This window comes from Desulfoscipio sp. XC116, assembly GCF_039851975.1.
In the GTDB taxonomy this organism is placed as follows: domain Bacteria; phylum Bacillota; class Desulfotomaculia; order Desulfotomaculales; family Desulfallaceae; genus Sporotomaculum.
This window is the reverse complement of sequence record NZ_CP156660.1, coordinates 3,848,258-3,871,348: the sequence shown is the minus strand read 5'-3', so window position 1 is coordinate 3,871,348 and position 23,091 is coordinate 3,848,258. Positions and strand designations below refer to the sequence as shown.

At 46.3% G+C, this 23,091-nt stretch carries 18 protein-coding genes; 8 read left to right on the top strand and 10 right to left on the bottom strand.

The features are described from left to right. Positions 1 to 13 precede the first annotated feature (13 nt). From ABDB91_RS18130 to lanM, 5 genes are read left to right on the top strand one after another with little or no spacing between them, the layout of a single operon-like run. On the top strand, positions 14 to 934 hold the full coding sequence (locus tag ABDB91_RS18130) for a methyltransferase domain-containing protein (RefSeq protein WP_347489112.1): 921 nt from the start codon (positions 14 to 16) through the stop codon (positions 932 to 934). Beyond that, positions 894 to 2,777, top strand: coding sequence for a YcaO-like family protein (locus ABDB91_RS18125; RefSeq protein WP_347489111.1), 1,884 nt, complete (start codon positions 894 to 896; stop codon positions 2,775 to 2,777). Before ABDB91_RS18130 ends, ABDB91_RS18125 begins: the two co-directional genes overlap by 41 nt. Continuing rightward, positions 2,774 to 4,657: a YcaO-like family protein gene (locus ABDB91_RS18120; protein ID WP_347489110.1), complete on the top strand. Its 1,884-nt coding sequence runs from the start codon at positions 2,774 to 2,776 to the stop codon at positions 4,655 to 4,657. The genes ABDB91_RS18125 and ABDB91_RS18120 overlap by 4 nt, the downstream gene beginning before the upstream one ends. Positions 4,658 to 4,694: 37 nt before the next feature. Then, positions 4,695 to 6,689, top strand: coding sequence for a RiPP maturation radical SAM C-methyltransferase (locus tag ABDB91_RS18115; RefSeq protein WP_347489109.1), 1,995 nt, complete (start codon positions 4,695 to 4,697; stop codon positions 6,687 to 6,689). A 1-nt stretch (position 6,690) separates the two neighbouring features. Further along, positions 6,691 to 9,768 carry a type 2 lanthipeptide synthetase LanM gene (gene lanM, locus ABDB91_RS18110; RefSeq protein ID WP_347489108.1) on the top strand — a complete coding sequence of 1,026 codons (3,078 nt, stop codon included), beginning with the start codon at positions 6,691 to 6,693 and terminating at the stop codon, positions 9,766 to 9,768. A 252-nt stretch (positions 9,769 to 10,020) separates the two neighbouring features. Here the strand turns inward: lanM and ABDB91_RS18105 are convergent, their stop codons facing one another. Beyond that, positions 10,021 to 12,186 (bottom strand): stalk domain-containing protein, encoded by a 2,166-nt coding sequence (locus ABDB91_RS18105; RefSeq protein ID WP_347489106.1) that lies wholly within the window; start codon positions 12,184 to 12,186, stop codon positions 10,021 to 10,023. Between the two features lie 334 nt (positions 12,187 to 12,520). Between ABDB91_RS18105 and ABDB91_RS18100 the strand changes: the two genes are divergently transcribed. Then, positions 12,521 to 12,967, top strand: a complete 447-nt coding sequence (locus tag ABDB91_RS18100; protein WP_347489105.1) for a 4Fe-4S binding protein — start codon at positions 12,521 to 12,523, stop codon at positions 12,965 to 12,967. A gap of 224 nt (positions 12,968 to 13,191) precedes the next feature. Here the strand turns inward: ABDB91_RS18100 and ABDB91_RS18095 are convergent, their stop codons facing one another. From ABDB91_RS18095 to ABDB91_RS18060, 8 genes are all read right to left on the bottom strand, one after another. Next, on the bottom strand, positions 13,192 to 14,049 hold the full coding sequence (locus ABDB91_RS18095; protein ID WP_347489104.1) for an ARMT1-like domain-containing protein: 858 nt from the start codon (positions 14,047 to 14,049) through the stop codon (positions 13,192 to 13,194). 130 nt (positions 14,050 to 14,179) lie between these two features. Continuing rightward, positions 14,180 to 14,440, bottom strand: coding sequence for a hypothetical protein (locus ABDB91_RS18090; RefSeq protein ID WP_347489103.1), 261 nt, complete (start codon positions 14,438 to 14,440; stop codon positions 14,180 to 14,182). Between the two features lie 78 nt (positions 14,441 to 14,518). Further along, positions 14,519 to 15,571, bottom strand: a complete 1,053-nt coding sequence (locus ABDB91_RS18085) for an ATP-binding protein (protein ID WP_347489101.1) — start codon at positions 15,569 to 15,571, stop codon at positions 14,519 to 14,521. 38 nt (positions 15,572 to 15,609) lie between these two features. After that, positions 15,610 to 15,909: a hypothetical protein gene (locus ABDB91_RS18080; RefSeq protein ID WP_347489100.1), complete on the bottom strand. Its 300-nt coding sequence runs from the start codon at positions 15,907 to 15,909 to the stop codon at positions 15,610 to 15,612. Then, on the bottom strand, positions 15,890 to 16,915 hold the full coding sequence (locus tag ABDB91_RS18075) for a V4R domain-containing protein (RefSeq protein ID WP_347489099.1): 1,026 nt from the start codon (positions 16,913 to 16,915) through the stop codon (positions 15,890 to 15,892). The genes ABDB91_RS18080 and ABDB91_RS18075 overlap by 20 nt, the downstream gene beginning before the upstream one ends. Then, on the bottom strand, positions 16,912 to 17,631 hold the full coding sequence (locus ABDB91_RS18070; RefSeq protein WP_347489098.1) for an ATPase domain-containing protein: 720 nt from the start codon (positions 17,629 to 17,631) through the stop codon (positions 16,912 to 16,914). The genes ABDB91_RS18075 and ABDB91_RS18070 overlap by 4 nt, the downstream gene beginning before the upstream one ends. A 5-nt stretch (positions 17,632 to 17,636) precedes the next feature. Beyond that, positions 17,637 to 19,022, bottom strand: a complete 1,386-nt coding sequence (locus ABDB91_RS18065) for an ATPase domain-containing protein (protein WP_347489096.1) — start codon at positions 19,020 to 19,022, stop codon at positions 17,637 to 17,639. 211 nt (positions 19,023 to 19,233) lie between these two features. Next, a complete protein-coding gene (locus ABDB91_RS18060; RefSeq protein WP_347489095.1) occupies positions 19,234 to 20,010 on the bottom strand; it encodes a rhodanese-like domain-containing protein in 777 nt (258 codons plus the stop codon). A 604-nt stretch (positions 20,011 to 20,614) separates the two neighbouring features. Between ABDB91_RS18060 and ABDB91_RS18055 the strand changes: the two genes are divergently transcribed. After that, positions 20,615 to 20,800 carry a hypothetical protein gene (locus tag ABDB91_RS18055; protein ID WP_347489094.1) on the top strand — a complete coding sequence of 62 codons (186 nt, stop codon included), beginning with the start codon at positions 20,615 to 20,617 and terminating at the stop codon, positions 20,798 to 20,800. A gap of 203 nt (positions 20,801 to 21,003) precedes the next feature. Next, on the top strand, positions 21,004 to 21,432 hold the full coding sequence (locus ABDB91_RS18050) for a DUF2325 domain-containing protein (RefSeq protein ID WP_347489093.1): 429 nt from the start codon (positions 21,004 to 21,006) through the stop codon (positions 21,430 to 21,432). 281 nt (positions 21,433 to 21,713) lie between these two features. Here ABDB91_RS18050 and ABDB91_RS18045 read toward each other — a convergent pair whose 3' ends face one another. Further along, positions 21,714 to 22,874 carry a YibE/F family protein gene (locus ABDB91_RS18045; RefSeq protein WP_347489092.1) on the bottom strand — a complete coding sequence of 387 codons (1,161 nt, stop codon included), beginning with the start codon at positions 22,872 to 22,874 and terminating at the stop codon, positions 21,714 to 21,716. Between the last annotated feature and the right edge of the window lie 217 nt (positions 22,875 to 23,091).

Sequence of the window (23,091 nt, the reverse complement as noted above, 5' to 3'; positions counted from 1 at the left end):
AAGGCGGGCTTGAATGATGAGATGGTCTAAATATTTTCAGAATCCCACCTATATGGAAATGACAAGAAAAGCATTATTGAGCGATGATTTAAGGCCTTTAATTATGAAATACTGCTGTATTACACAGGGAATGGAACTGCTGGACGTAGGCTGCGGGACAGGCTGCTTTGCCCGTTATCTTGCTGATGGGGCGGAAAACTTGAAAATTACAGGCATTGATACCGATGCCGTATTTATACAGCAAGCCGGGAGGGCGGTTCAAGATAAAGGTGTGAAGGGCAGTTTTGAATTTATTGTCGGGGATGCCTGTAAGTTGCCCTTTACCGAAAACAGTTTTGATATTGTGGTGAGCCATACTTTTTTTACCAGTGTGGAAGATCCGAAAAAAGCGTTATCCGAGATGATGCGGGTAACCAGACCCGGAGGTATGATTGCATCCATCACCGCCATGTCTTTTGTCAATCAGACCTGGCATAAGGGCTACTACCCGGTTGAGTGCGCCTGGCATAAAGAATTGCTTGAGTTGGAAGCGAAAGTATGGAACATGTACCAATCAATTAATCCTCTGTCAAATTACACCGGGGGGCTCCCTACATCCGAAATACCCCATTTCTTTGCCGAGGCCGGTTTGAACAACGTTTGTCTTTATCCGATAGGCAAGGCTTTCTCTCTCAGTAATGCGGCTGTGCCTGCCGGTGAGAAGCAGGAATATATCATGGGCATGTATGAAGCCGAAAGACAAAAGCTGCTGAACTATATGGAGCTGGGGGAGACAGGAAAATATTTCAGCCGGGACGAGTGTGACCGCTATCTGAGGCTCCTGCTTGCCAGGCGGGATTATCTGCTCCGGAATATTGGAGAAAACCTCATCTGGGAATGGCATGGGGGCGCTAATGCGCTGGTTGTCGGGGAAAAGAGTGACCGAAATGGATAATTTAAGTTATAACAGGTTTAAAGATGCCTTACCGGCGGATACGGTACATAAAATAAGAAATATTCTCTACGGTTTGGGTATCCCGACCATTGATGATTGGATAGATTCCGGAATTGAAGGATGCCATGCCCTGAGGGTTTCTATTGCCGGTACGGGCATGGGCTCGAATGGTAAGGGAACCGACCCGGTTTACGCGCTGGCCAGTGCCTACGCGGAGCTTATGGAGCGTATGCAGAATAAGATACTGTATCTTGGCGGCTTAACCGATGAGGCCGCAACCCATGCCGGGTTTGTGGCTGCTCCTGATGAGAAATATTGCTCTTATAATGAAATAGCCGAAATGGATAATGACATGTTGAATTATGTCCTTTCTGAGACCATGGGACATATGCCTGAAATTAAAAGTAACGACAGGCTGGAGTGCATAAAAAACTGGACGGTATTCAATCCCCCCGGTTATCCCTCCGGCGCGATTACTATCCCGTTTTACAGTATTAAAAGAAATGATATTCAATATTTGTTGCATGACATGTACTGCTCTATATATGGAAGCAATGGGATGTGCGCGGGGAATACCCCGGAGGAAGCTCTGGTGCAGGGGTTATCGGAAATATTCGAACGTTATGTTAATAAAAAACTGATTACCGATCGGATAACTCCCCCAACCATACCGGACAGTTACCTGATGAACTATCCCGGCTTGTACAGGATCATCCGGGCCATCCGGCAAAGCGGACGCTACCGGGTAGTGGTAAAAGACTGCTCCCTGGGGGAAAAATACCCTGTGGTAGGAACTATGATCATAGATACCCGCAAGGGTACCTTTGGTATGAAGCTGGGCGTTCACCCATCATTCCGGATTGCTCTGGAAAGGACGATTACCGAAGCCTTCCAGGGGCAAAATATTGAAAGCTTTACCCAAAGCTGCAGAATAGGATTTAAGGACGAATTCCTTTATCACAGAGATAACGCTGTTAATATCGCTAAAGTCGGTGCGGGTCAATATCCCGCGGAATTGCTTGCAGATAAATTCAGCTATGAATTCAAGCCATTTATGGATGACCGTCATGTGCGTTTAAATAAAATAATGCTTCAGCACATGGTTAAGCTTCTGGTTGATCAAGGTTATGACCTGCTGGTGAGGGATGTTTCATTTCTTGGTTTTCCCAGTTACCAAATCATTGTTCCGGGTTTTAGTGAAATGTATCCTGCAGACTTAATGAGGGTCAAGGAACTAAAGACGTACACGGCTATGTCAAAAACCATCGGTAATCTTGGCCGGGCTTCCGATGAAGAACTGGAAAGAGTTGTTAGATATATCCGATTTAAGAGGTATTCACTGCTGGAAAACCGGATGCACCTGATCATCGGGCGACCGCTTGTTAAAGCGCTGCCCGGCGGCTTAGCCGATGTGGACTTGCTTATGGCTGTATGCCTGTACAAGCTTGGCAGATTGGACGAAGCCTGCCGGGTATTGAGAAATGTGGCCGCTGTTCATGACGGCGGTGAAGATGAGCAATATTGCTATTACAAATGCCTGGCGGATTATGCCGAAGCAAGGTCTGCCGGCTTGGCCCAAGAAGAAATTCAAGCTATTTTGCGGCAAATATACCCGCTGGAAATTGCCCAAAAGGTTATTCGCCAATTGCATGAGCCGGAGCAGGTTTTTGAGCGCATTTATCCTAAATTCACCTGTTGGGATTGCGAAAGTTGTCAGGCCGGAGAATACTGCTGCTACAAAGGGACCGAGAAGGTGCTTAAGGTGTTGAAGGAGAGGTATGCCGCCAATCCGATCAATCAGGAAAGACTGGCTGAAATCTTTAATACCGGGGGTGTTTTATGAGCTTTTTGCTGCGAAACAAGTTCAAAGAAACTCCTCCGTTGGACACGGTATATGAGATAAGAAACATCTTGCATGGATTAGGGATATCCACTATTGATAAATGGACGGACTCCAAGGTCGACGGGTGTTACTCGTTGAGGGTGGAAATTGCGGGAACAGGTATGGGGCAGAACGGCAAGGGGGCAACGTCTGAATTTGCTCTGGCCAGTGCCTATGCGGAGTTAATGGAGCGAATCCAGAACGACTTGCTTTATTCCGGCGATTATGATGAAGAGGTGTGGAAGCACTGCGGCTTTTATTATGCACCGGACGAGAGACTGATGGGTATCAAGGAACTGGCCCGGGAAGATAACCCGTGGGTGGATAAGTTGCTTGATATAATCAGGCATAAAGATGAGCAAATCAAGCCCGGAAGCGGTATGCTCGGTTCACTTGCGGCAAGGCTTCTCGATCCTGACGGAGCAATCGGTGAGAGGTATGCATTGCTTAAACGGTGGAGTTTTGCCGTACCCCGGGGCTGCGGCCATGATTTTGTGGCCATCCCATTTTGCAGCTTGCGGACCGGTGACTTGTACTATATGCCGGTATCCATTCTCAGAGCCATATACGGCAGCAACGGGACATGCGCCGGGAATACCCGTGAGGAAGCGCTGTTACAGGGATTGTCGGAGCTGTTCGAACGCCATGCCAATGTGCGAATCATTACTGAAAGATTAACCCCTCCCACCATCCCTGAATGGTATTTGCGCCGATATGAACGTCTTTACGGTATTATCAGGCAGATAGAAAGCAAGGGAAATTACAAGTTGATCATTAAAGACTGCTCTTTGGACAGCGGATTCCCGGTTATCGCTTCTGTCCTGATTAATCTGGATGCCCGGGCTTATGTCGTCAAGTTCGGAGCTCACCCGGTGTTCGAAATAGCCTTGGAAAGGACGCTTACCGAGATGTTCCAGGGGCGGGATATCTCAACCGCGGCCCAAGTTTGCCGTATTGCCAACGGATTTGAGCAGGTCGGCGGACCGGACAATCTGCACAATATTTTAAAGGTGGCGTCAGGGCAGTATCCGGAACAGTTCTTTTCCGAAAAGTACAGTTATGAGTTCACTCCGTTTAATGACCATGGCGGGGAAACCAACGGTGAGCTTTTAGAGTATGCAATCAGCCAATTGGCAGGTCAAGGTCATGAAATAATGATTCGCGATGTTTCATATCTGGGATTTCACAGCTTTCAAATAGTTGTGCCCGGTTACAGTGAGATTTTTAATTTCGGTACCCAAAGGCTAAGAGAAAAAAGCACTCTGGATGTTGTTAAAAATATCATCAGAAAGCTGCCTGAGGCCTCTGAAGAAGATGTGCAAAAATTAGTCAGATATATGTCATATAAAAGGAACTGGGCTCTTGAGAACAGTCTGGAGTTTAGCGCCGGATTGCCGTTAAAGCCTGATTTTCCCGGCGGACAATCGGCTTGGGATTTTCTGCTGGCCGCCTGTTATTACAGGTTGGGCAAATATAATGAAGCGTACAGGGGATTCGGATATGTCGCCGCGCGCATGAAGAGCCGTAATGACGCTAACGCGGCTTATTATGCCTGCCTGAGGGATTATGCCGGTGCGTTAACGAGAGGTATCGGGGATGAGAAAGCCATTGGATTCTTGAATAAGTTTTATACCTGTGATATTTGGGATCAGGTTATGCGGCATGCCGGGGAGCCTCGTGAGATTCTGAAACGGCTTTACACATCTCTTAATTGCTTTAATTGTCAAGCATGTCATGCCTCAAGCCGCTGTTCGTATGATGCAATAAGGAAGATGCGGATGAGGTTGAAGGAAAAACAGCTTGAAAACCGGATAGATCAACGAAAGCAAGTCCATATTTAAACGGCTGACGACGACGGAAAAGGATAGGGGGATTAAAATGCCGGATGTATGTATTATTTCAATGCCGTACGATTTATTGCACATGCCTTCCATTGGTATCGGACAGTTGGTTGCGGCAGCAAAAGGAAAAGGGATAGATGCCGGGGCGGTTTATGCGAAGTTTTGGTTTGCAGAGAAAATCGGCATTAAAAATTATAATCTAATCTGTCGTTTGTTAAATCCGGCAAGTCTTTTGGCTGAATGGACGTTTTCAAGGGCCGCTTTTCCGGGTTTTCACGCCGGTGATGACGAGTATCTGGCCCTGGCGGCATCATATCATGAAGAGGGTTTTATAGACATTATCCTTAATAAATTCAGTGAACATAAAAATATCGTTGAATTCCTGCTGGAAATGAGGGAAAAAGCCGGTGTTTTTATCAATGAGGCGGCCGAAAGGATACTGGCAATGAACCCCCGTATTGCCGGCTGCAGTTCAATGTTCCAGCAGCACTGTTCCTCACTGGCCCTGCTCAGAAAACTGAAGGAACTGAATCCCGAAGTGATTACGATTATGGGTGGGGCGAATTGCGAAGGGGTCATGGGGCAGACAACATTAAGGTGTTTTCCGTGGCTGGATTTTGTCATGTCGGGGGAAGCGGACTTAAATTTTCCTGATTTTTGCGAAAAGATACTGGCTGACGGGACTGCTGTAAAGCAGGAGGTTTTGCCTTATGGCGTGATTTCCCGGGAATATGTGCGTGCGGTGAGGGATAACGACTTAACTTCACCCGTGGCGATGATAGATGATTTGGATAGTGTTCCCGTACCTGATTATGCGGATTACTTTGCGGAACTGGGAAGATTATCGGCAAGGGAAGGCATAACCCCTGTTTTAATGATCGAAACATCAAGGGGCTGCTGGTGGGGGCAAAAACATAAGTGCAATTTTTGCGGGCTCAACGGAAAAAATGTGAAGTTCAGAAGGAAGTCGGCAGACAGGGTAATTGATGAGATTGCCGCGCTGTCGCAAAAGTATTCGCTGCACAGGTTTTTTGCTTCGGACAACATTATGGACATGAACCATTTCAAGGAGCTTCTGCCCCGTATATCGGCAAGCAGGCCGTTGAATACATTTTTTTTCGAGACCAAAGCCAATTTAAATGAACAACAGGTTGTGGCGTTGAAACGAGCCGGCATCACCTGGATTCAGCCGGGCATTGAAAGTCTTAACGACAACTCGCTGAAGCTAATGAACAAGGGGAATTTTGCGGCTTGGAATATAGCTTTGCTTAAATATGCTATGGAAAACGGCATCAAGGTGTCGTGGAATTACCTTATTGGTATACCGGGAGAAGATGATGCCTGGAATGATGAAACATCGCAGTGGCTTCCTTTGATTTACCATCTTGAACCGCCGGACAGTATCAGCAAAATAAGATTTGACCGTTTCAGCTCTTATTACAACCGGCAAGACAAGTATGGGCTTAATTTGTCGCCGTATAAAACATATGCCTATATATATCCGCTTGATAGCTGTGAAATTGAAAATATGGCCTGTTTTTTTGAAGATTATACGCGGGAGGGAAGAGGTGCGGGCTCGGGCGCGCAGCGGATTAAGGCATGTTTTGACGAGTGGAACAGGGCCTTTTATTCAGGCTGGAGCTCGGACTTAAGTGGTGGCCTGCCAATCGCCTGCAAGAAAGATGGCAAGCCGCAGCTTATCATGTGTGAACTGGAGGATATGACTATTATAACAGACACCAGGGATTGTGCCTGCCAACATGAATACTACCTGGAAGGGCTTGAACATAAAGTGCATCAATTTTGCAGGCGGCCTAGGCCGGCTGTTCAGTTGTTGGAAAACTTCAACCGGCATTACGGGCTGAACATAAGACGACTGGAATTGAATGATGTTATCGGCAGGCTTAAGGAATGGAAATTGGTATTGAATTTGGGCGGACGGGTTTTGAGCCTTGCAACTCGCGAAACCGTTTACAATAAAAAAAGGGCTGGTAAGCCCATACCATCATTTACATGGCTTAAGGATATTTGATATGGGAACTGTCGGCAAGTATGTGCAAGACATGGCTTGGCATGCGCAAACATTATATGAAAGACTGGACGTTGTTTCAGGCAAAACTATACATGCGCTGGATACGGAAAATGCGGAGCGAAGGTTAAAGCAGTGGAAAGAGTATGCGGCCGCCAATGATAACCTGGTTTTTAAAAAAAGGTTAACCTGGGACGGTATTGATAATCAAACGGCGCTGGGGCTGATGGCGGATGCCGTAACGGGGCAAGGAGAGCAGGACTCCCCGTGGGCGGTGCTGCTGGGGGAGGTGCTGGAGCTGGCCGGCCGTACCACTGCCAGTGAGCTTTGCAAAAGCCCTCATGCCTTCAAGGATGAAAAACACCCGTTTGAAGAAATTCAGATGCTCTTTGCCAATACAGGTATTAAGCGGCTTTACGAGCGGAGCGGAAAAATAAACGATTTGTTTACCCTGCAGGCATTTACCGGCCTGGTACGTTTCCTGCTTTTGCGGCTTAGCTTTGTTTCGGTTGATGTTTTACATGCGGAAATGGAGCTTGGGAACAGCAGATACCCTGTCTTTATTGATGCCCTGCTTAAAGGAGAGATACTCAAAGTATTCGGGAAATATCCGGTCATGGCCAGGTTGATGTCTCAATTTACATTATTCTGGGTTGATGCTTCGGCTCAGCTCCTGAACGCGCTTGCCGACGATATGGATCTCATCGGCGGGGTTTTCGGGGAACAGTGGCATCCGGGCAGGGTCAACCGGATTGAATGCGGTCTCTCTGACCCGCATAGCGGAGGACGAAGTGTAATAAAACTGGCATTTGAGAGCAAGCTTAAGCTTATATTCAAACCGCGCGACCTGGGGATAGAGGAAAGCTTCTTTCATCTTGTCGCGCAAATAAATGCCTTGGAGAATGAGGACATGTTCAGGGTATTGAAAATCCTGAACCGGGGAAGTCATGGCTGGGTTGAATACTGCGAGCACCTTCCGTGCCGGAATGAACGGGAGGTAGTCGGTTATTACAGGCGCGGCGGTATGCTGCTTTGTATAATGTATCTTCTTGCCGGCGGCGACTTGCATCACGAAAATATAATCGCTCAAGGGGAATACCCGGTAGCTGTCGATCTGGAAGTGATACTGCAGCCTTCGCCCGAACATGAAAAATCAAAGCCGGGCGAGCACACTGTGTTGGAAACGTCACTTTTACCTGTCCAGTTTTTTAGGGACCGTAACGGTTGCTTTTCTCTTGCCGGTCTTGGGGGCGGGCATAATGATGAACAGGCCGTTGCTGCTCGGGGTGCGGCTGAAAGCAAGAGCTGCGTATATCTTGACGGTAAGCGGGTAGAACCCGGGGAGTATTTGAAAGACATTGAGGCGGGCTTTAAAAAAGCCTACAATGCGATACTGCGTCACAGAGACAGGCTTCTTTCCGCAGCCGGTTCGTTAAGTATGTTTGAAGATAAAAGGGTCCGGTATGTATTCAGGAGAACAAACCTGTATTTTACTATTCTTTACAATTCAATGCGGCCACAGTATTTGGAAAATGGTATATTGCGCAGCATCAGGCTGGACAAAATCAGCCGGACGCTGCTGGCCGACAGTAAAAAACCCGCGCATTGGGACATTGTCAGGCTGGAACACGAAGCTTTCGATCGGGGTGATATCCCCATATTTTATATTAACACCTGCAACCGCCGGCTGGAGAATGAAAATGGCCGGGTTATAGAAAACTTTTTCACGGATACACCCATGGCGGTTGCGAAATGCAGGATCTACGGCATGAGTGAAGATGACCTGGCCAAGCAGTGTGCACTGATCGGAGAGTCATTCAGAGTTAAGGATGCGGTAGTGCAAGATAGCAGGGGTCGGACTGCGGAAGGGAATATAATAAACAGAAAGCAGCACGTTGGTATGATCAACCGGGAACGCTTGCCGGAGGCGGCGGAGACGATAGCCGGTTATATTTGTGACCGGGCTATAATAACTGATACAAGCGTGACCTGGCCGAACATTGTTAAAGGGATTAATCCGTACATAGAATTGAATATTATGAATGACAACCTGTATAACGGAAAAGCGGGTGTATGCCTGTTTTTATCAGCCTGCCGAAAAATCCTGGGTGATCAAGCGGATATGAAATTTCCCCCAGCTGAACTGGTTAATGAAATGATTAAAACTGCGGATCGGGTTCAGAAAGGAGTCTCGGGAACCGGGCGTATCGGAGCGGGTAAAGGGCTGGGCGGAATTGTTTATGTACTTGTAAAGATATGGGAGTTGACCGCCGATGAATTGCTATTGCGCAAGGCATTGCAGTTGTCTCGGACTATCAGCGACCGGTTGATTGCCAATGATGATGAGTATGACGTGATATCCGGCTCTGCGGGCGCCATACTCGGTCTCTTAGCTCTATATGGAGCATGTCCCTTCGACGAGGTTTTGCGGCGGGCCGTAAAATGCGCGGATCACTTGTTGGCATGCAGGGTGGAAGGTGCTAACGGTTTAAAGGCCTGGAAGCCCTCGGGTATGTTTACTCTTGCTAACCGGCCTGTTCCGGCTTTCTCCAGGGGGGCTTCGGGTATTGCGATGGCGCTTGGCAGACTTTATAAGGTTTCAGGCGAGGCCAGATATATGCAGGCTGCCCGTGAAGCCGTTTGCTATGAAAACGATATACTTCGGGATAGAGAGTACGCCTGGCCGGGTTTAGAGGGCCAAAGTGCTGAAATTCAGCTTTCATGGTGTACCGGAGCCGCGGGTATCTGCTTAAACAGGCTGGAAGCCGGCGATATTATAGGATTGGGGCAGCGGAACAGTGATTTGAAAGCTGTCCTTAACCTTATCAGGAACGCCGTTGATTTGAGCAAAAACGATCTCGGTTGGGGCAACTTCGGGTTGATTGATGTACTGCTTACCGTATCAAACAGACTTGACGATGCGGAGCTTTATAACGAAGCTTTAAAAAGGGCGGCCCGGTATCGGGAATGTTTTGATGATACTATACATGACCTTTCGTTCTTCAATGGAATATCCGGTATAGGCTATGTCATGCTAAGACTTATTGACCGGCGATTGCCGTCTGTTCTTGCTTTTGAGTGACTGCGTGATTAATCTATAATGGCGGGTATTGCTTATTCCCCAAAGATAAGACCAAGGAGTTGCTGCATCTAGCGGCAGTTCCTTGGTCTTTTAAAGGGAGACTAATACATTGTACTTTAGTTATGGTATAGAATGTGATAGCGGCTATGCTTCCTGCCCGAAATAGGCATAGACTTATAGATATTTATGAAGTCAACAAACAGATGATTTAGCGCGCGGGACCGAATTAAATGTCTGCGCGCTTGGGTTTGCTTACTTGCCGTCTGTTTCCCAGAATTCCTCCGGTATCAGGGCAATTACCAGCGGTGTATCGGAACCGCTGGGGGGAGTATAGATAAAGTTCGCTGTTTGACTTGCTTCCAGTACGCCCAGTACGGCGGCTTTTTGCAGTCCGCTAAAGAAATTGATATGCGGGGCCTTGTAGACTTGGTTGTCAGAGCCCAGAAAAGCTCCCTTAAATATGCTGCCCCGGGGGTTTAACAAAAGCCCTGTTTTAACCGGGGCGGTTAATTTGATCCGGTAGACTACTCCGTAATTGCCGATGTTTTTTATATTATCGCCGGTAAGCGGATCTGTGCCTTCCATCCAGCTGTCAAAGCCGGGATCTTCCTTGCCCAAGGTTATTTTTGCAAGTTGCCCGTCGTTTGCCTTAATATCGATCAAACAGTCCCCGTTGGAAAAAACGCCTCTTATTTGCTGCGAGTTCCGCGGTAGAACGGGCAGGGATAACAGGTATTCAATTTTTTCTTTTAGTATTTCCTCCGCTGTTTTAGCTGGAGCCGGCTTGCTGACTTTAGTCGGTTCATTGATTTCATCGGAATTTACATTCATTTCACCGGAATCCACATTCGAGTCGGACTTATTGTCGTCGGACTTGTTGTCGTTATCCACATTTATTTCTATAAATACCCTGGCGGGGTCGAAGTCCTTATCTGCCAGCAGTGAGCTAATATTAGTCAAATCCTCTGCCTGAAATGTCTCACCGGTATTATTTGAATTCAAATCGTCATTATTCGTTTGTGCGCTGTTCGGTGGTATTGGTGAATCATCCTGCATCGGGGTCTCGGCCGGATTTTGCCCGGGGTCAAGTGGGGTTTCCGGTTCCGGCGCTTTTTCGGGGCCCATGACCACGCTAATAGTAATGGTGCCGTTTGCCAAAAAGTCCTGCATGCCTGTGACTGCTTCCCCCTTATTCAGGTGTCGCAGGCCAGGGTTTAGTATGACCTTTTTCCCCGGCATAATGGTGATCGTACCCGATTGCTTGGACGGCAGATAGCGCATGGCTACTGTTTGTCCGAGATTCATGTAATCGCTGGTGGGGCCGCCCACCCCGGATTTTAAGGTCGTTAAAGCAACCGGTTCCGCTCCGTTATTTTCCGCTATAACATATAAGTACATCCTTTCGGCGGAGCCGTTCAGGTGGTGATAAAAAAGCCTGAAATCGCCGGATGCTTCACTTTGATAAAGAATGCCGGGCTGAGCTGCCACCTCCGGGCTGTTGCTTATATGCAGTGTCGGTCCGGTACGCTCAAAGGTTACTTGTTCATTGGCCGGATAATGGTTAAAATTAACCTCCTCCATGTTTTCATATAATTCACCGTAAATGGGTTTGGAGAACTTGAAGTCCATTTCACTTATGAGCTTCTCATCGGATACGGTAAATCTAGTGGTGGAAGTTTCGCTCCATTTTCCCGAAGCGTCCTTTATTCTTAAAGATAAAGTATATTCACCGGGCCGGAAGAAAGCCCGGGGTTTGCCCGTGATAATTTGGGTGTCCCCCGTAAATTGACAGCTCCACTCTTCGGCAATGATATCTTCTCCCACTTCATTATCATACGTAAAATTATAATTGGGGACCTCGCCGATTTTGATTTCGTCCCGCTGCAGTCCCAGCGAAGTTATCACCGGAGGCAGATTAACGGGTTCCGGGGTGTCTTCGGCGATGTTAATGATAGTAATGCTCCTTTCCAGGGGATCGAACTCGATTTGCATATTAAAGTTTTCCGCCAGAAAACGCAGCGGCACCAGGGTGCGCCCGTTTTTCACCATAGGCGGGTTGCCAATTTCCACTTCCTCCCCGTTAACCATGGCCTGTCCTGTTTCCAGGGACAATATAATTTGTACCTCGCCTTTGGTTATTTCAACTGTTTTTGCGTCGGTATTCCATACAACAGCTGCGCCAAGGACTTCCTCTGTAACGAAGCGTACAGGTAAAAATGTTGTTCCCTCAACCACTACCGGCGGAATCTCCAGCTGGCAAGGGACATCATTAACAAGCGCGCTGTTGCTGTCCAGGGTTAATACCACCTTTTTATCGGCCGTTTCCTGAGCGTTCACATCAGTATCGGCCAGGCATAAAGAAGGAGCTGCCAGTAAGGCGGCCAGGGATAAAGCGGTATATAATTTTCTCAATCTCATGCAGTTACCTCCGTCGCATGTTTCTCTTATATATAGACGTTTTTCGAGCCGAAAAAGTTTCCGTAATCCAACAAATTTGTGCATTAGCTGAGCTAATTATCAATAAAACCCATAATGCAATGGGAGGGCGGCATACGATGGCGATGGGGCAGTGCAAAACCGTCTTTCTAAAATCAAATTTGGAAGAAACGGGAGGCAATGCTATTAAGGGCGTTCCAGCAAGCTGAGGCGCCGATCCATTCGTCTCTCAAACAACCGGAAACAGCTTGACAATAAAATGTAAGCATGTTACCTTTATTTTGAGCCTATGTTCAAAATAAAGGTGGCGATACTAATGTTTTATATTGACGAAACGAGATGCGCGGGTTGTGGAAAATGCATGAAAACCTGCCAGTCGGGAGCGATTAGCTTTGTCGATCAAAAAGCTAATATAAACAACAAACTGTGTAATGATTGCAGCATGTGTTATCAAGTATGCCCTAATGGAGCTGTCGTCGAGGTTAGACCGCCTGCAACAAATTATCAAAAAGATTCGAGAGCGGTTCAAACCGGAACGGGTACGGATTTCTCAATGGAGTCAAAGTATTCCGGTATATTCACTGTTCTCGCCGGTATAGCCACAGGGCTTTACGATTTAATTGCTTCCATGGCAGAAAACCGGGTTTCAGGCCAAAAAGGGCCATACAGACAATTCGGTTATGGTCGCAATCGATGTGGTTATTGGCGTGGAAGGGGCCCGGGCCGAAAAGGACGCGGGCGTGGAAAAGGGAGATTTTATTAGATGCTGTGGTGGGTAATAGTTAAAGCTAGCTAGCCGGCTTTAAAAACCTATCGGAAAAAGCTCCGGTTATTTTCTTCCGGATGCTTTGCAGCTGTCTTTGCGGGGCGGTGAAGCGATCTTCATGGCTTTCGAATTGAGATCGTTTCACCGCTTCGCCCCTCGTAACGACGAACTTCAAGTGCCGCAGATTGTATTAATAGCAATGACGGGTGGAAGTACAGGTGCTACCGGGTAAAAAACACAATGTTCCCCAGCTTTGCTCCGGCCGCCTCGCCGATACATGCACATTTTATTTTCAACAGGAAGAAGATCCTGTCTTTGGCCAGTTTTTCGTGCTCCAATGTTTCGAAGTTGGCCTGTCCCTTGGATATGACCAGGCTTGATTTTTCCATAAGCTTTTTAACTTCGCCGGAGACTTTGGACAATGGCATGCCGAGGTAAGGCGATCCTGTGGTGATAACCTCGGCAATTTTGTCCATGCCGGCCTGCCGGGCATCATCCATAGTAGCGTCATTGAGGATGGGGCTATCTTTCACGATATAAGTAATTTTTTTCTCCAGGCGAATTAGTTCTTCAACAAGCAGCTTGTCGAAAACAATTTCCCCGGCATTGTCTCCGATAATAACCACACTGTCTGAGGCGTTCAGTTTTTCTACAAACCTTTTATAATTATTCCTGGCGAAATCCGCATTTAAACTGTATTTTAAGCTGGCATCAAGATCATAACTTTTATTTATCCCCAGGTCTATGATATTGCCGGCAACGGATATCTTTAAAGCATCATAAAGCCTGTCCGGGGATTCTTTCAGGTAATCCTTTAATTCGGGGTACAGCTTACGGGCCAGGATATTGGATTTTACTTTGCTTTCTTGGTAAGGGTCATCGTTTCCGATTTTATGGTATAGTTGCAATAACATTTCCGTTGTGTTTTCCGCGGGTGTCTTGGTACGGTCCATTTTCTTAATTTCATCCATCAAGTCGAAAAGGATTTGGTATTGTCTATCTTCCTCGATGTCCGCAATATCCATACAGGTAACAACCTGTTTTAAATAACAGTAAAAACAGTCTATCTGTGCTTGCATGAGTGATCCCCCTATCGGTTGTTAATCAATTCCCAAAACCCCCACTTCTATAGTGGAGGTTCCTATTTTTACTTCAGGTGGGGTAGCATCCCCATCTAAAGCCCCGTTGTTCAGTTTTAGCTGAACGAGTTCACTTTAAACTGCTTTGCTCCGTTAAAAGCTGTTCCAGTTTTTCCGGGGCGATATCTTTGCCCAGTACCAGTTCGCCGATTAAAATAAAGGGCGGGACAATTTGTTCGCCCAATTCCTCCTTAATGCTGTCGCCCCGCGTTATTTTTATCTCCAAGCCAAGTTTTTCAGCTACCAGACCGGTATTGTATATAAGCTTGCGGCAGTTGGTGCCCAAAGGCTCAGTTACCACGACCTCAATAATAATATTAGGATTCACCAATACCTAAACCCTCCTTTTGCAAGTTGGTACGGTTCTTGTCTATGACCAATGCGGATGCAATGCAGGGCCAAATGTTTTCTACAAACCTGCCGGTAAAAGCACGGTTACAGTAGTGCCCTCTCCCGGCGTACTCTGTATCTCAATACGACCGTTGTGATTATCGATAATTTTTTTGATTATGAACATCCCAAGCCCGGTACCGCTTTCCTTGGTGGTGAAAAAAGGGTCAAAAATGTTGGCCATGGTTTGCTCATCCATACCCGTACCCGTATCCGTGATAATAACTTGAACGGATTTTTCAGGCCCGTTCCACAAAGCTTGCAGTAAGATCACACCGCCATGGGAAAGAGCGTCCAAAGCGTTTTTAAAGATATTCAGGAAAACTTGTTTCAATTGGTCACTGTCTCCCAAAATAGCCGGAATATCCGTGGCCATGTCCAGTTTTATATCCAGTTTACGGAGAAATGCTTCGCTTTCCACCAGCATGACCACATCGGTGATTACTTTAGAAATGGAACATCTGGCGCGCTTGGCATAACCGGGCTTGGACAGCTGTAAAAAATCTGCAATCAGGCTGTTGACATGCTTTAATTCAGCCAGCATTAAAGTAACATATTCTTCTTTGGGAGTTCCTTTTAAGTATTCCTGCAATAATTGTAAAAAACCACTAATGGATGTAAGCGGGTTGCGAATTTCGTGTACCATTCCCGCCGTCATTTGTCCTAAAATAGCTAACTTTTCAGCTTTAACAACCGCATTCTCCAATTCCTGCTGTCGTCCCGCCGGTATAAATACGGCCATGGCACCTATCGGGATACCGCTTCGGTTTCTAATGACGCGAGTACTTACCGTACAAGCAAAAAGGCCTGTGACAGGCAACACTGTCTCGGGGTTAAGGTCTTGAAATTCCCTGCCTGTGTTAATAGTTTGCAGCAATTTATTGTGGCCGTGCTCCCGGCTGCCTGAAACAGCGGCCAGCGATCGATCCAGAATCTCATTCTCTTTAAGCCCGGTCATCCCGGACAGTGCCCGGTTGCAAATCTGAATCCGGCCTTTCCGGTCAATAATTAATAATCCCAAGTGTAAGTGATCTATGGCCAGGCGAAACCAGATATCTTCCAATTCTACCATCTAACTTAAACCTCCACTCAGTAAAAGGCTGCCCCAAGCTACCGCAAAGGTGGTTTGGAAAGGCCCTGGGAACGTTTATTTTTAAAATAATTGGTAATTAAATCGCCGTTGCGCAGGCGGTAGATGGTTACTTTTTCTGTGCCGCCAATCTCCAGAATGCCAAGGGCGCTGAGAGTGTTAAGAGCCGCCTCTACCTGGTGCCGGGGGCGGTGTAAGCGGAGGGCCAAACCGTCCGCCGTATCCCGCGTGTGAGGATTAGCCTGAAAAAAAGCCAGTATCTCTATCCGGATGACACTATGTAAAATTGAGTCCAGCTCTTCATTTGATTTTTTGGCCACGGGGCTTCCTCCCCCCTGATAGTTTCTTCGGAAGAGGCAAGGCGAGGAACTCGCAGTAATCGGCTCCCATCGACTGGCAAACCATCTCTTCGCAAATGATCTCCTTTTCGAATATAACACTGAGATATGCGGCAAAGAACCCTCGCAGTAAATCGCAAATTACTTGCGGAGTGCGGTAAAGCTGCCCATATTCATTGGCAACGGCTACCTGAAACGACTCGTAACACCGGATCTTGGCTCTGGTACGGGGCAGGCTGACGGAAATCAGTTCGGCTTTGCCCAGCCCTTGATTGTTTATCTCTTCCAGAAGCAGCTGCAGACATTCCTGCGGTTCGGGATACAAAACTTTGACCTTATGGGCCAGACTGAGTCCCGACTGGTATCCGGCATCAAAAAGCACGTGTTCTAAAACATGAGGGGCGTGCTCCTTGATCGAAATCAGCAGGGAGGCATATGTTTCCTGGGGAAAGAGGACTGCCCTCCGGCCGGCAATCTTCAGCATATGTCCTTCCCTGGTAACGATTTCCTCCTTCGGCCGGGTAGCGGGGAAGAGTTTTCCGTAGCAAAATCCATTCTCGGCCACCTCCACTGAAGAGGAGTAATTTTCGCCAAGCACATGGTGTAAAATAGCCTGTAAAGTACCGAGACGTATACAATAGTTAAGAGGTAAGCCTTCTTCTCTGGCACGCAGGCTGTACTCCCGGTAAACGCATTTACTTGTTGGAACAGATACCAGCAGGCCATTCCCCGATTCCTCCAATCGGTAATCGGCGGCATGCAATAAGTTTTCGCGGTCCAGGATGTTGAGAAAGGCCCGGCTAATTTCTATCGGTTTCTTTGATGCTAATATCGAATTATCCCAATATTTGTCGATTAAGTATTGTGTTGTTCCGAATACAATCTGTTCCATCCAGTGGCGACCGCTGAAAGGGACTTGATTCATTGTCTTGCATACGCTCAGGCAATAATAATTCATTATTTTCCTGGTAATATCGTTATCTTTCATTCGTACACCCCCGTGTGAGCAGACACCAAGATACCGTAAACAGGACTAATGGTAAACAAGTGGCTGGAGGACATAAATTGCTGGCTTTTTACCTTTCCAATGCGCATCAGCCGCACGGGATTATTTTGGGAACCGCTGAAATTCATCTTAAGGATAAAATTATAAAGGTGGCCGGTTATGGTAATAAGCTTGGGTTCTAAAACACCGCTTACAAATACGTCCATGGCCAGTATTTCTTTTTTGCGGAGCTGTTTAATCCGGGTCCGGTGGAAATTTAAGATATTGCTAATATCTAAATTAGTTAACAGAGTGCTTAAACTGTCTACCACCAACCGTACCTTGCGCCCCTCGCAGCCGCGCAAAACTTCCGCCTCCAGGGCAAAATATTTTTCCAGATTATGAAGGTCGGCAAGGGCGTATTTTTCCGTACTTTCGTCTTCTTCGTAAGCATCAATAAAAATTAGCCGGCCTGTTTCTTCGTAAGCGGGCGTTCCTACTTCAAAGCTTAACAGGTGCTCGCGCATTGCCGTGGGAGGTTCATCACAGGCCACATAGATGCAGGTATCGCCGCAGCGCAGTCCCTCCTTGATAAATTCCCCCGCCAGTACGGTTTTGCCTACACCGGAATCCCCTTCTATCATAATTTGGGAGCCGTACGATAGCCCTTGGTCCAGCATACGGTCCAGGCCTTCAACTCCAAAATAGGCTCTATGCATGATTACTACCCTCCTAACCTGGGGAATACCTGAATACCCAAAGCGTTGATTTCAAGCAAGTGGTTGCCCATGGCATGGTTGACTCCCCGCATTTTATAAAGTTCCAACTGTCTTACCCGGCGATTTTGCAGCATGATTGACTTGAGCAGTATAGTGCCCTGAATTACCGAATGGATTAATTCCAATTTCCCGCCGCTTCCCACTTCACAGGCGGGACTGATCAATAATGTGGTACAGTTCAGCTTGTTTAAATAGGCGACAAGATAATAAAACTTCTCATGCAAAATAGCAATGTTATCTATGCGGGAAAGAAAAGCATATATGGAATCCAGTACTAGACGCCGGGCGCCGAATTTTTGCACCTGTTCGCCCAGTCCGATGATGGTTTCGTCAATTTCCATCTCCGAAAGAGGCGTATATATAACCTTGAGCAAGTCTTGTTCCTGAAGATTCCGCAGATCCCAGTTAAAACGGCGGGCGTTGGTGAATAGCTGCGACGGGGTTTCTTCAAAAGATAAAAGTATTCCTTTCTCACCGTAATCCAGGGCTCCCTTTGTAAGGTACTGTAAGCCCAGCACTGTTTTACCGGTTCCGGAATCACCGGCTATGGCTATACTGGCACCCCGGGGCAGTCCGCCCCGTAATAAATCATCCAGCCCGGGTACGCCGGTGAGCAGTAAATTGTTTTCCTCTTCTGCCTTGCTGTTAACGTCTGTTGTGCCTCTCAGGGCAAAAACTTTGATTCCTGTGTCAGTAATACGAAAGGTGTGTTGACCGGGGATATGTTCCTGTCCCCGTGTTTTGCAAATTTCCAGTACCCGGTGGCGGTGCAGGCCCGGCCTTTCTTTGTTCTCCAGGCGAATCACGGTATCCACTACATATTCCTCAAAGGCGTATTCCCTTTGTCCCTCGCTTTCCCGTTCTTTAACTAAAAAAGACGTCAGGCCTAAACGGCGCAGACCGTTACAAAAGCTATATACTGTCCTGCGCAGTGAGAGAGGATCATTTAAAACATTACGGAAGTGACTGATACTGTCAACCAGAATTCGCTTGGCGCCCACCTCGCGAACGACCTCTTCAATGAGGTTAACTTCCGCATCCTGCAGAACTTCCGGAGACGTACATAAAATACGCAGCTTATTGGCTTCTTCTAAAGCGCGGAGGTCCCAACCCAAGTTAAGAGCATCACGGTATATGGACTCGGGTAATTCTTCACAGGTAACAATTACCCCCGGCTCATCAAATTCAGTAATGCCACGATAGACAAACTCTATACCAAAAGTGGTTTTACCTGCACCGGGTACCCCTTCCACCAAAACGGAATTGCCAGGGACAATTCCGCCATATACAAGCTTGTCAAAGCCGTTTATCCCGGTAGGTATTTTATTCAAATAGGATACCCCCCTTTCTTTTAGGCTAAAGTGGAACTATGCTCTAATTTCTACATATATGCAAATATTCCTTGCTAATGGAATTAATTTCTATATTTATTGCTTCAAAAACATTCGGCCGGCCGGCAAAAGACATAAAAAAGGAAGCAGGGGAATCGCTCCCCTGCTTCCTTCCAGTAATGCTCGATAGTATTGATGTTTTGCTTAATGTTTATTTTGCGGCGTTTTCTTTGGCAGCGTTTTCATAAGGTACTAAATTGCCGTCTTTATCTTCTCTGGCTCCAAATACTGTGGGATCTGCACTTCTGGTGCCTTCCCAGGCGATGGAATAACCGAAGCGCATGTTTTTGACGTTGAAGCCTTCAGCGCCCAGGACTCCGGCCGCCAGACCCGCTGTATGGGATGTATAGCAATATACGACAATTTCATCTTTGCCACCGTTGTCCACGTGGGCTTTTAAAGCATCCTGCAGTTTGGCAATGTTTTCGGGCTGGGCTGCGTTTTGAGCATGAGAAGTCCAAATGGCGCCGGGAATATGACCTGCATCATAGTCCGCCTGTTCTCTCAAATCAACAACCAGGGGGTCATTAGCCAGACTGTCGCCACCGTTGTGGCCTGTGCGATAGTCGCATACATCCCCGTCATTGTCGTCATCCAGAACGGCTAATAAGTCGGCAGCTTTAATAAAATTGGTATGAATGCTTGGTTCTTTTTGTGTGGGATCGTTTTTCCCCTGCAAGAATTGATCAGCCGTTTTTTTGGTGATTACTACTGCGTTATTATCTTTGTCCCACTGTACATCACAGCCAAGTGCTTCGGCCACAAAACTAATGGGTACCAGCACGCGGTTGTTTTCCATTACGGGGGCCGTATCCGAGGCTAATTCCTGGCCATTGACCAGCATTTTAATACTTGCGCCGGCCAAGGCTGCGGAGGCGACGGAAACTAACAACACTGTCAAAACGATCGCTAAAATTTTCTTTTTCATAATCTTTTTTGACCTCCCTTAAAATGTAGTTGTTTATAAACCAATGCCGCCGAAAAAAAATATCACCTCCTGATTTGTATTGACACATAATATGCGATTATGCAAATAACTGGTTTATTAATAAATTTATCAGCTTTCCGACAATTTATATGTCATTTATGTGACAGAATATATGTCGCATAAATGACAATGTGCGTGGATGATTATAATTTGCCCTATTCCTGATCTTTGTCTTAAAAAGTAGAATTAGTATATTGGTCGTGGTTTCTTCGCCTGATAACAGCCTATTCTATAAAGAGTTGAAGCACTTGCCGGGCAACAGGTTTTTTTAAAATCTTTTAAAATGTATCTTGACTATGTAGTTAACAGGAAATATAATGGTAATGAAAATGATAATCATTATCAATATTGGTATCTCGGAAGAGAAGGATACTATGAAAAGGTCCCTGTGCGGCTTGTTATGACTTTATCAATACTTGCAGCGGCGTATGCCGGTGCCGTGAAGATTTGCCGCAAAAACCTATAGATGATAATAATAAGTCCCGCGGTGCTTAGATTATCGTTGTTAGGTTAATTAAATGCATAGTTAAAAGAGGTGCGTGACATGTCTGTGCCGGAAGAAAACCTTTGTGCGGCAAACATCACTGCCAGCTTAAGCTTGAGTAAGGTTGAATTACAGAAAAGGTTAAAGGAAGCCCAATTTGTTAACGAGGTTTTGCAAGCTTTGGTTGAAAAAAGACCCGTTATTGTTAAATTAATTTCACATTACGGGGGTTGGCGGCGATACTGAGCAGGGGCAATTTTTTGCTTAATTAGTGATAACGAATGTCATTATCACTAATTAAGCATTGGCAATACCACGGATACTCTAAAAGCTCAATCGGAATCGGTACAGCAATTGTTAAGTAACCTGCAGCGGCCGCGAAGAATGGCCGGCTGGAACATTTATATGCAGTATGGTTTTGTTTATCTTATTTTACAGGAGAGATTCTAATGGCGCAAATGGGTTGGACAAATATTGCTTTTGACAGGGTAAATAAAAAAAAATCAAAACGCCGGGCAGTTAATTGCGAATGTGGTACAAGGCCGGCAAATGATAAAGACTGTCGCAGCTGTAAACAGTGCATGAAAAAAATATTGATTATTGGCGGGATAACCAAATTTAAACACCTGTATGCAGACTTGATTGAAAACTGTGGCTATAAATGCATATATTTAGATGGTTACTGGAGAAAAGGTGATAAACCATTGGAGAATAAGATCATCAAATGTGACATGGTTTTTTGCCCGGTAGACTGTAACAGCCATAATGCTTGTGCCAGCGCCAAGAAATTATGCAGAAAACACGGCAAGCCGATTAAGATTCTGACATCATCCAGTGTTACAAATATGGCCAAGGCCGTAAAAAGTATAAGCATCTAGCTAGACATCCATGCCGCTTGCACGGCATCATCAGAGGATGAGCATTAACCTAGTCTGTTATTGTTATAAATCGACCTGTGATACTTAAAGTCCGTTATTGCGAGGAGCGAAGCGACGTGGCAATCCCATGTTGAGCCGTCTGCGAAGCTTGGGATTGCTTTTGCTTGCGCTCCGATTACAGTTGAAAGCATACGCAAGATAAGCAACCTGAGCTTTTTTTAGGATAGACAATAAAACTAAGCAGAACCGTTATGATTGAATAATCAAGATCTTTAAACATATCACTGATTAAAGTTTGACTGTGAATAATTTTTTGCCTGTCCAAACAACAATCCGGCCGTAATTGAAGTAATGGGAACAGCCAGAATCAGACCAACACTGCCGGCGAGAGCACGGACAATCTCGGTAGCTATCAGGTCAAGATTCATCATTTTAATTACAGGCATGTCATAGGCCATAAAAACCAGCATCAGGGGCATGGCGCTGCCGGCATAAGCCAGGATGAGAGTGTCGGCCATGGTTCCCATGATGTCACGACCCACATTCATGCCTGCTCTGATTAAAGAGCCGGACCGCAGCAGCGGATTGGCCCTTTTTATTTCTTCAACTGCCGATGCTATGGACATACCGACGTCCATAACCGCGCCTAACGCGCCAATGATCATTCCGGCAAACAAGATACCCTTGTAATCAAAGTTTACCTGTTGTGGGATATATAATAGCATTTGCATTTCTTCGTCACTAAAACCGGTCAAATGAGCGGCGGTGCCGACTATAAAAGCAAGTAAACCCGCCACTATAACTCCGCCGGTGGTGCCTATAACAGCCGAGATTGTTTTTGCCGATATTCCCCCGAGAATAATTAAGATTATCGTTGTGACTGCGGCGGATACCAGAACGGTTGTCGTAATAGGATCGTAACCCTTGAATATTAACGGCAATAAAACAAAGAATATGGCACATCCTGTGATAGCCAGGGATATGATTGATTTGATTCCCTTGCGGCCCCCGATTACCGCCAGGAGCAGCACAAAGAGGGCAGCCAAGTACAGTAACTTTTTGTCTCTGGCGTAATCGGCGATGTATGCATTTCCTATGGCGTCTCCATTAGGTTCGACATACAATATTACTTCAGTTCCGGGGGTTACATTGATGTCATAGCCGGGGTGATCCATCAAAATATGCGGCACGATCAGCTCCTGACCGGTGTGCCGGCCGCCGGTGATTTCTACGGCAACCCGTTGTTCCTTTTCCACCCCGGTCATTTTGTCCGGTGATTTAGCCTCTCCGTGGTCTTTAATTCCCACAACCTTGGCTCTGACGTAGTAATGTTCGGGGGCTTCGGTTCCGGTTTGCTGGCTAAATGCGGGGGAGGATGTGAGGGTAAGCATTAAGATTAGAATAATGCAGCCCGTAATAATCGTTAAACAATGTTTATGCATCTTAATCCCCATTTCAAAATTATTGGAAGGATAGTTCTAAATATTACTGACCATTTTATTCTTGGAAAAAAACCGCAAGAAAGATGTGCGGAATAATAATGATAATTATAATCATTATTATTCCCATGATATATGGTATATTACAATAGTTGGTTAGTCAAGTAAGGTATAACGGCTAACGCAAAATAAAGTTATTATAATCTTACGCTATTATTAA

What these genes read in the sequence shown, in the direction of transcription:
- ABDB91_RS18060 (WP_347489095.1), bottom strand. Translation starts at nt 20,010, where the DNA reads ATGAAAAAGAAAATTTTAGCGATCGTTTTGACAGTGTTGTTAGTTTCC.
- ABDB91_RS18050 (WP_347489093.1), top strand. Translation starts at nt 21,004, where the DNA reads ATGGCGCAAATGGGTTGGACAAATATTGCTTTTGACAGGGTAAATAAA.
- ABDB91_RS18120 (WP_347489110.1), top strand. Translation starts at nt 2,774, where the DNA reads ATGAGCTTTTTGCTGCGAAACAAGTTCAAAGAAACTCCTCCGTTGGAC.
- ABDB91_RS18045 (WP_347489092.1), bottom strand. Translation starts at nt 22,874, where the DNA reads ATGCATAAACATTGTTTAACGATTATTACGGGCTGCATTATTCTAATC.
- lanM (WP_347489108.1), top strand. Translation starts at nt 6,691, where the DNA reads ATGGGAACTGTCGGCAAGTATGTGCAAGACATGGCTTGGCATGCGCAA.
- ABDB91_RS18075 (WP_347489099.1), bottom strand. Translation starts at nt 16,915, where the DNA reads ATGAAAGATAACGATATTACCAGGAAAATAATGAATTATTATTGCCTG.
- ABDB91_RS18115 (WP_347489109.1), top strand. Translation starts at nt 4,695, where the DNA reads ATGCCGGATGTATGTATTATTTCAATGCCGTACGATTTATTGCACATG.
- ABDB91_RS18125 (WP_347489111.1), top strand. Translation starts at nt 894, where the DNA reads ATGCGCTGGTTGTCGGGGAAAAGAGTGACCGAAATGGATAATTTAAGT.
- ABDB91_RS18130 (WP_347489112.1), top strand. Translation starts at nt 14, where the DNA reads ATGATGAGATGGTCTAAATATTTTCAGAATCCCACCTATATGGAAATG.
- ABDB91_RS18105 (WP_347489106.1), bottom strand. Translation starts at nt 12,186, where the DNA reads ATGAGATTGAGAAAATTATATACCGCTTTATCCCTGGCCGCCTTACTG.
- ABDB91_RS18100 (WP_347489105.1), top strand. Translation starts at nt 12,521, where the DNA reads ATGTTTTATATTGACGAAACGAGATGCGCGGGTTGTGGAAAATGCATG.
- ABDB91_RS18095 (WP_347489104.1), bottom strand. Translation starts at nt 14,049, where the DNA reads ATGCAAGCACAGATAGACTGTTTTTACTGTTATTTAAAACAGGTTGTT.
- ABDB91_RS18055 (WP_347489094.1), top strand. Translation starts at nt 20,615, where the DNA reads ATGTCTGTGCCGGAAGAAAACCTTTGTGCGGCAAACATCACTGCCAGC.
- ABDB91_RS18085 (WP_347489101.1), bottom strand. Translation starts at nt 15,571, where the DNA reads ATGGTAGAATTGGAAGATATCTGGTTTCGCCTGGCCATAGATCACTTA.
- ABDB91_RS18070 (WP_347489098.1), bottom strand. Translation starts at nt 17,631, where the DNA reads ATGCATAGAGCCTATTTTGGAGTTGAAGGCCTGGACCGTATGCTGGAC.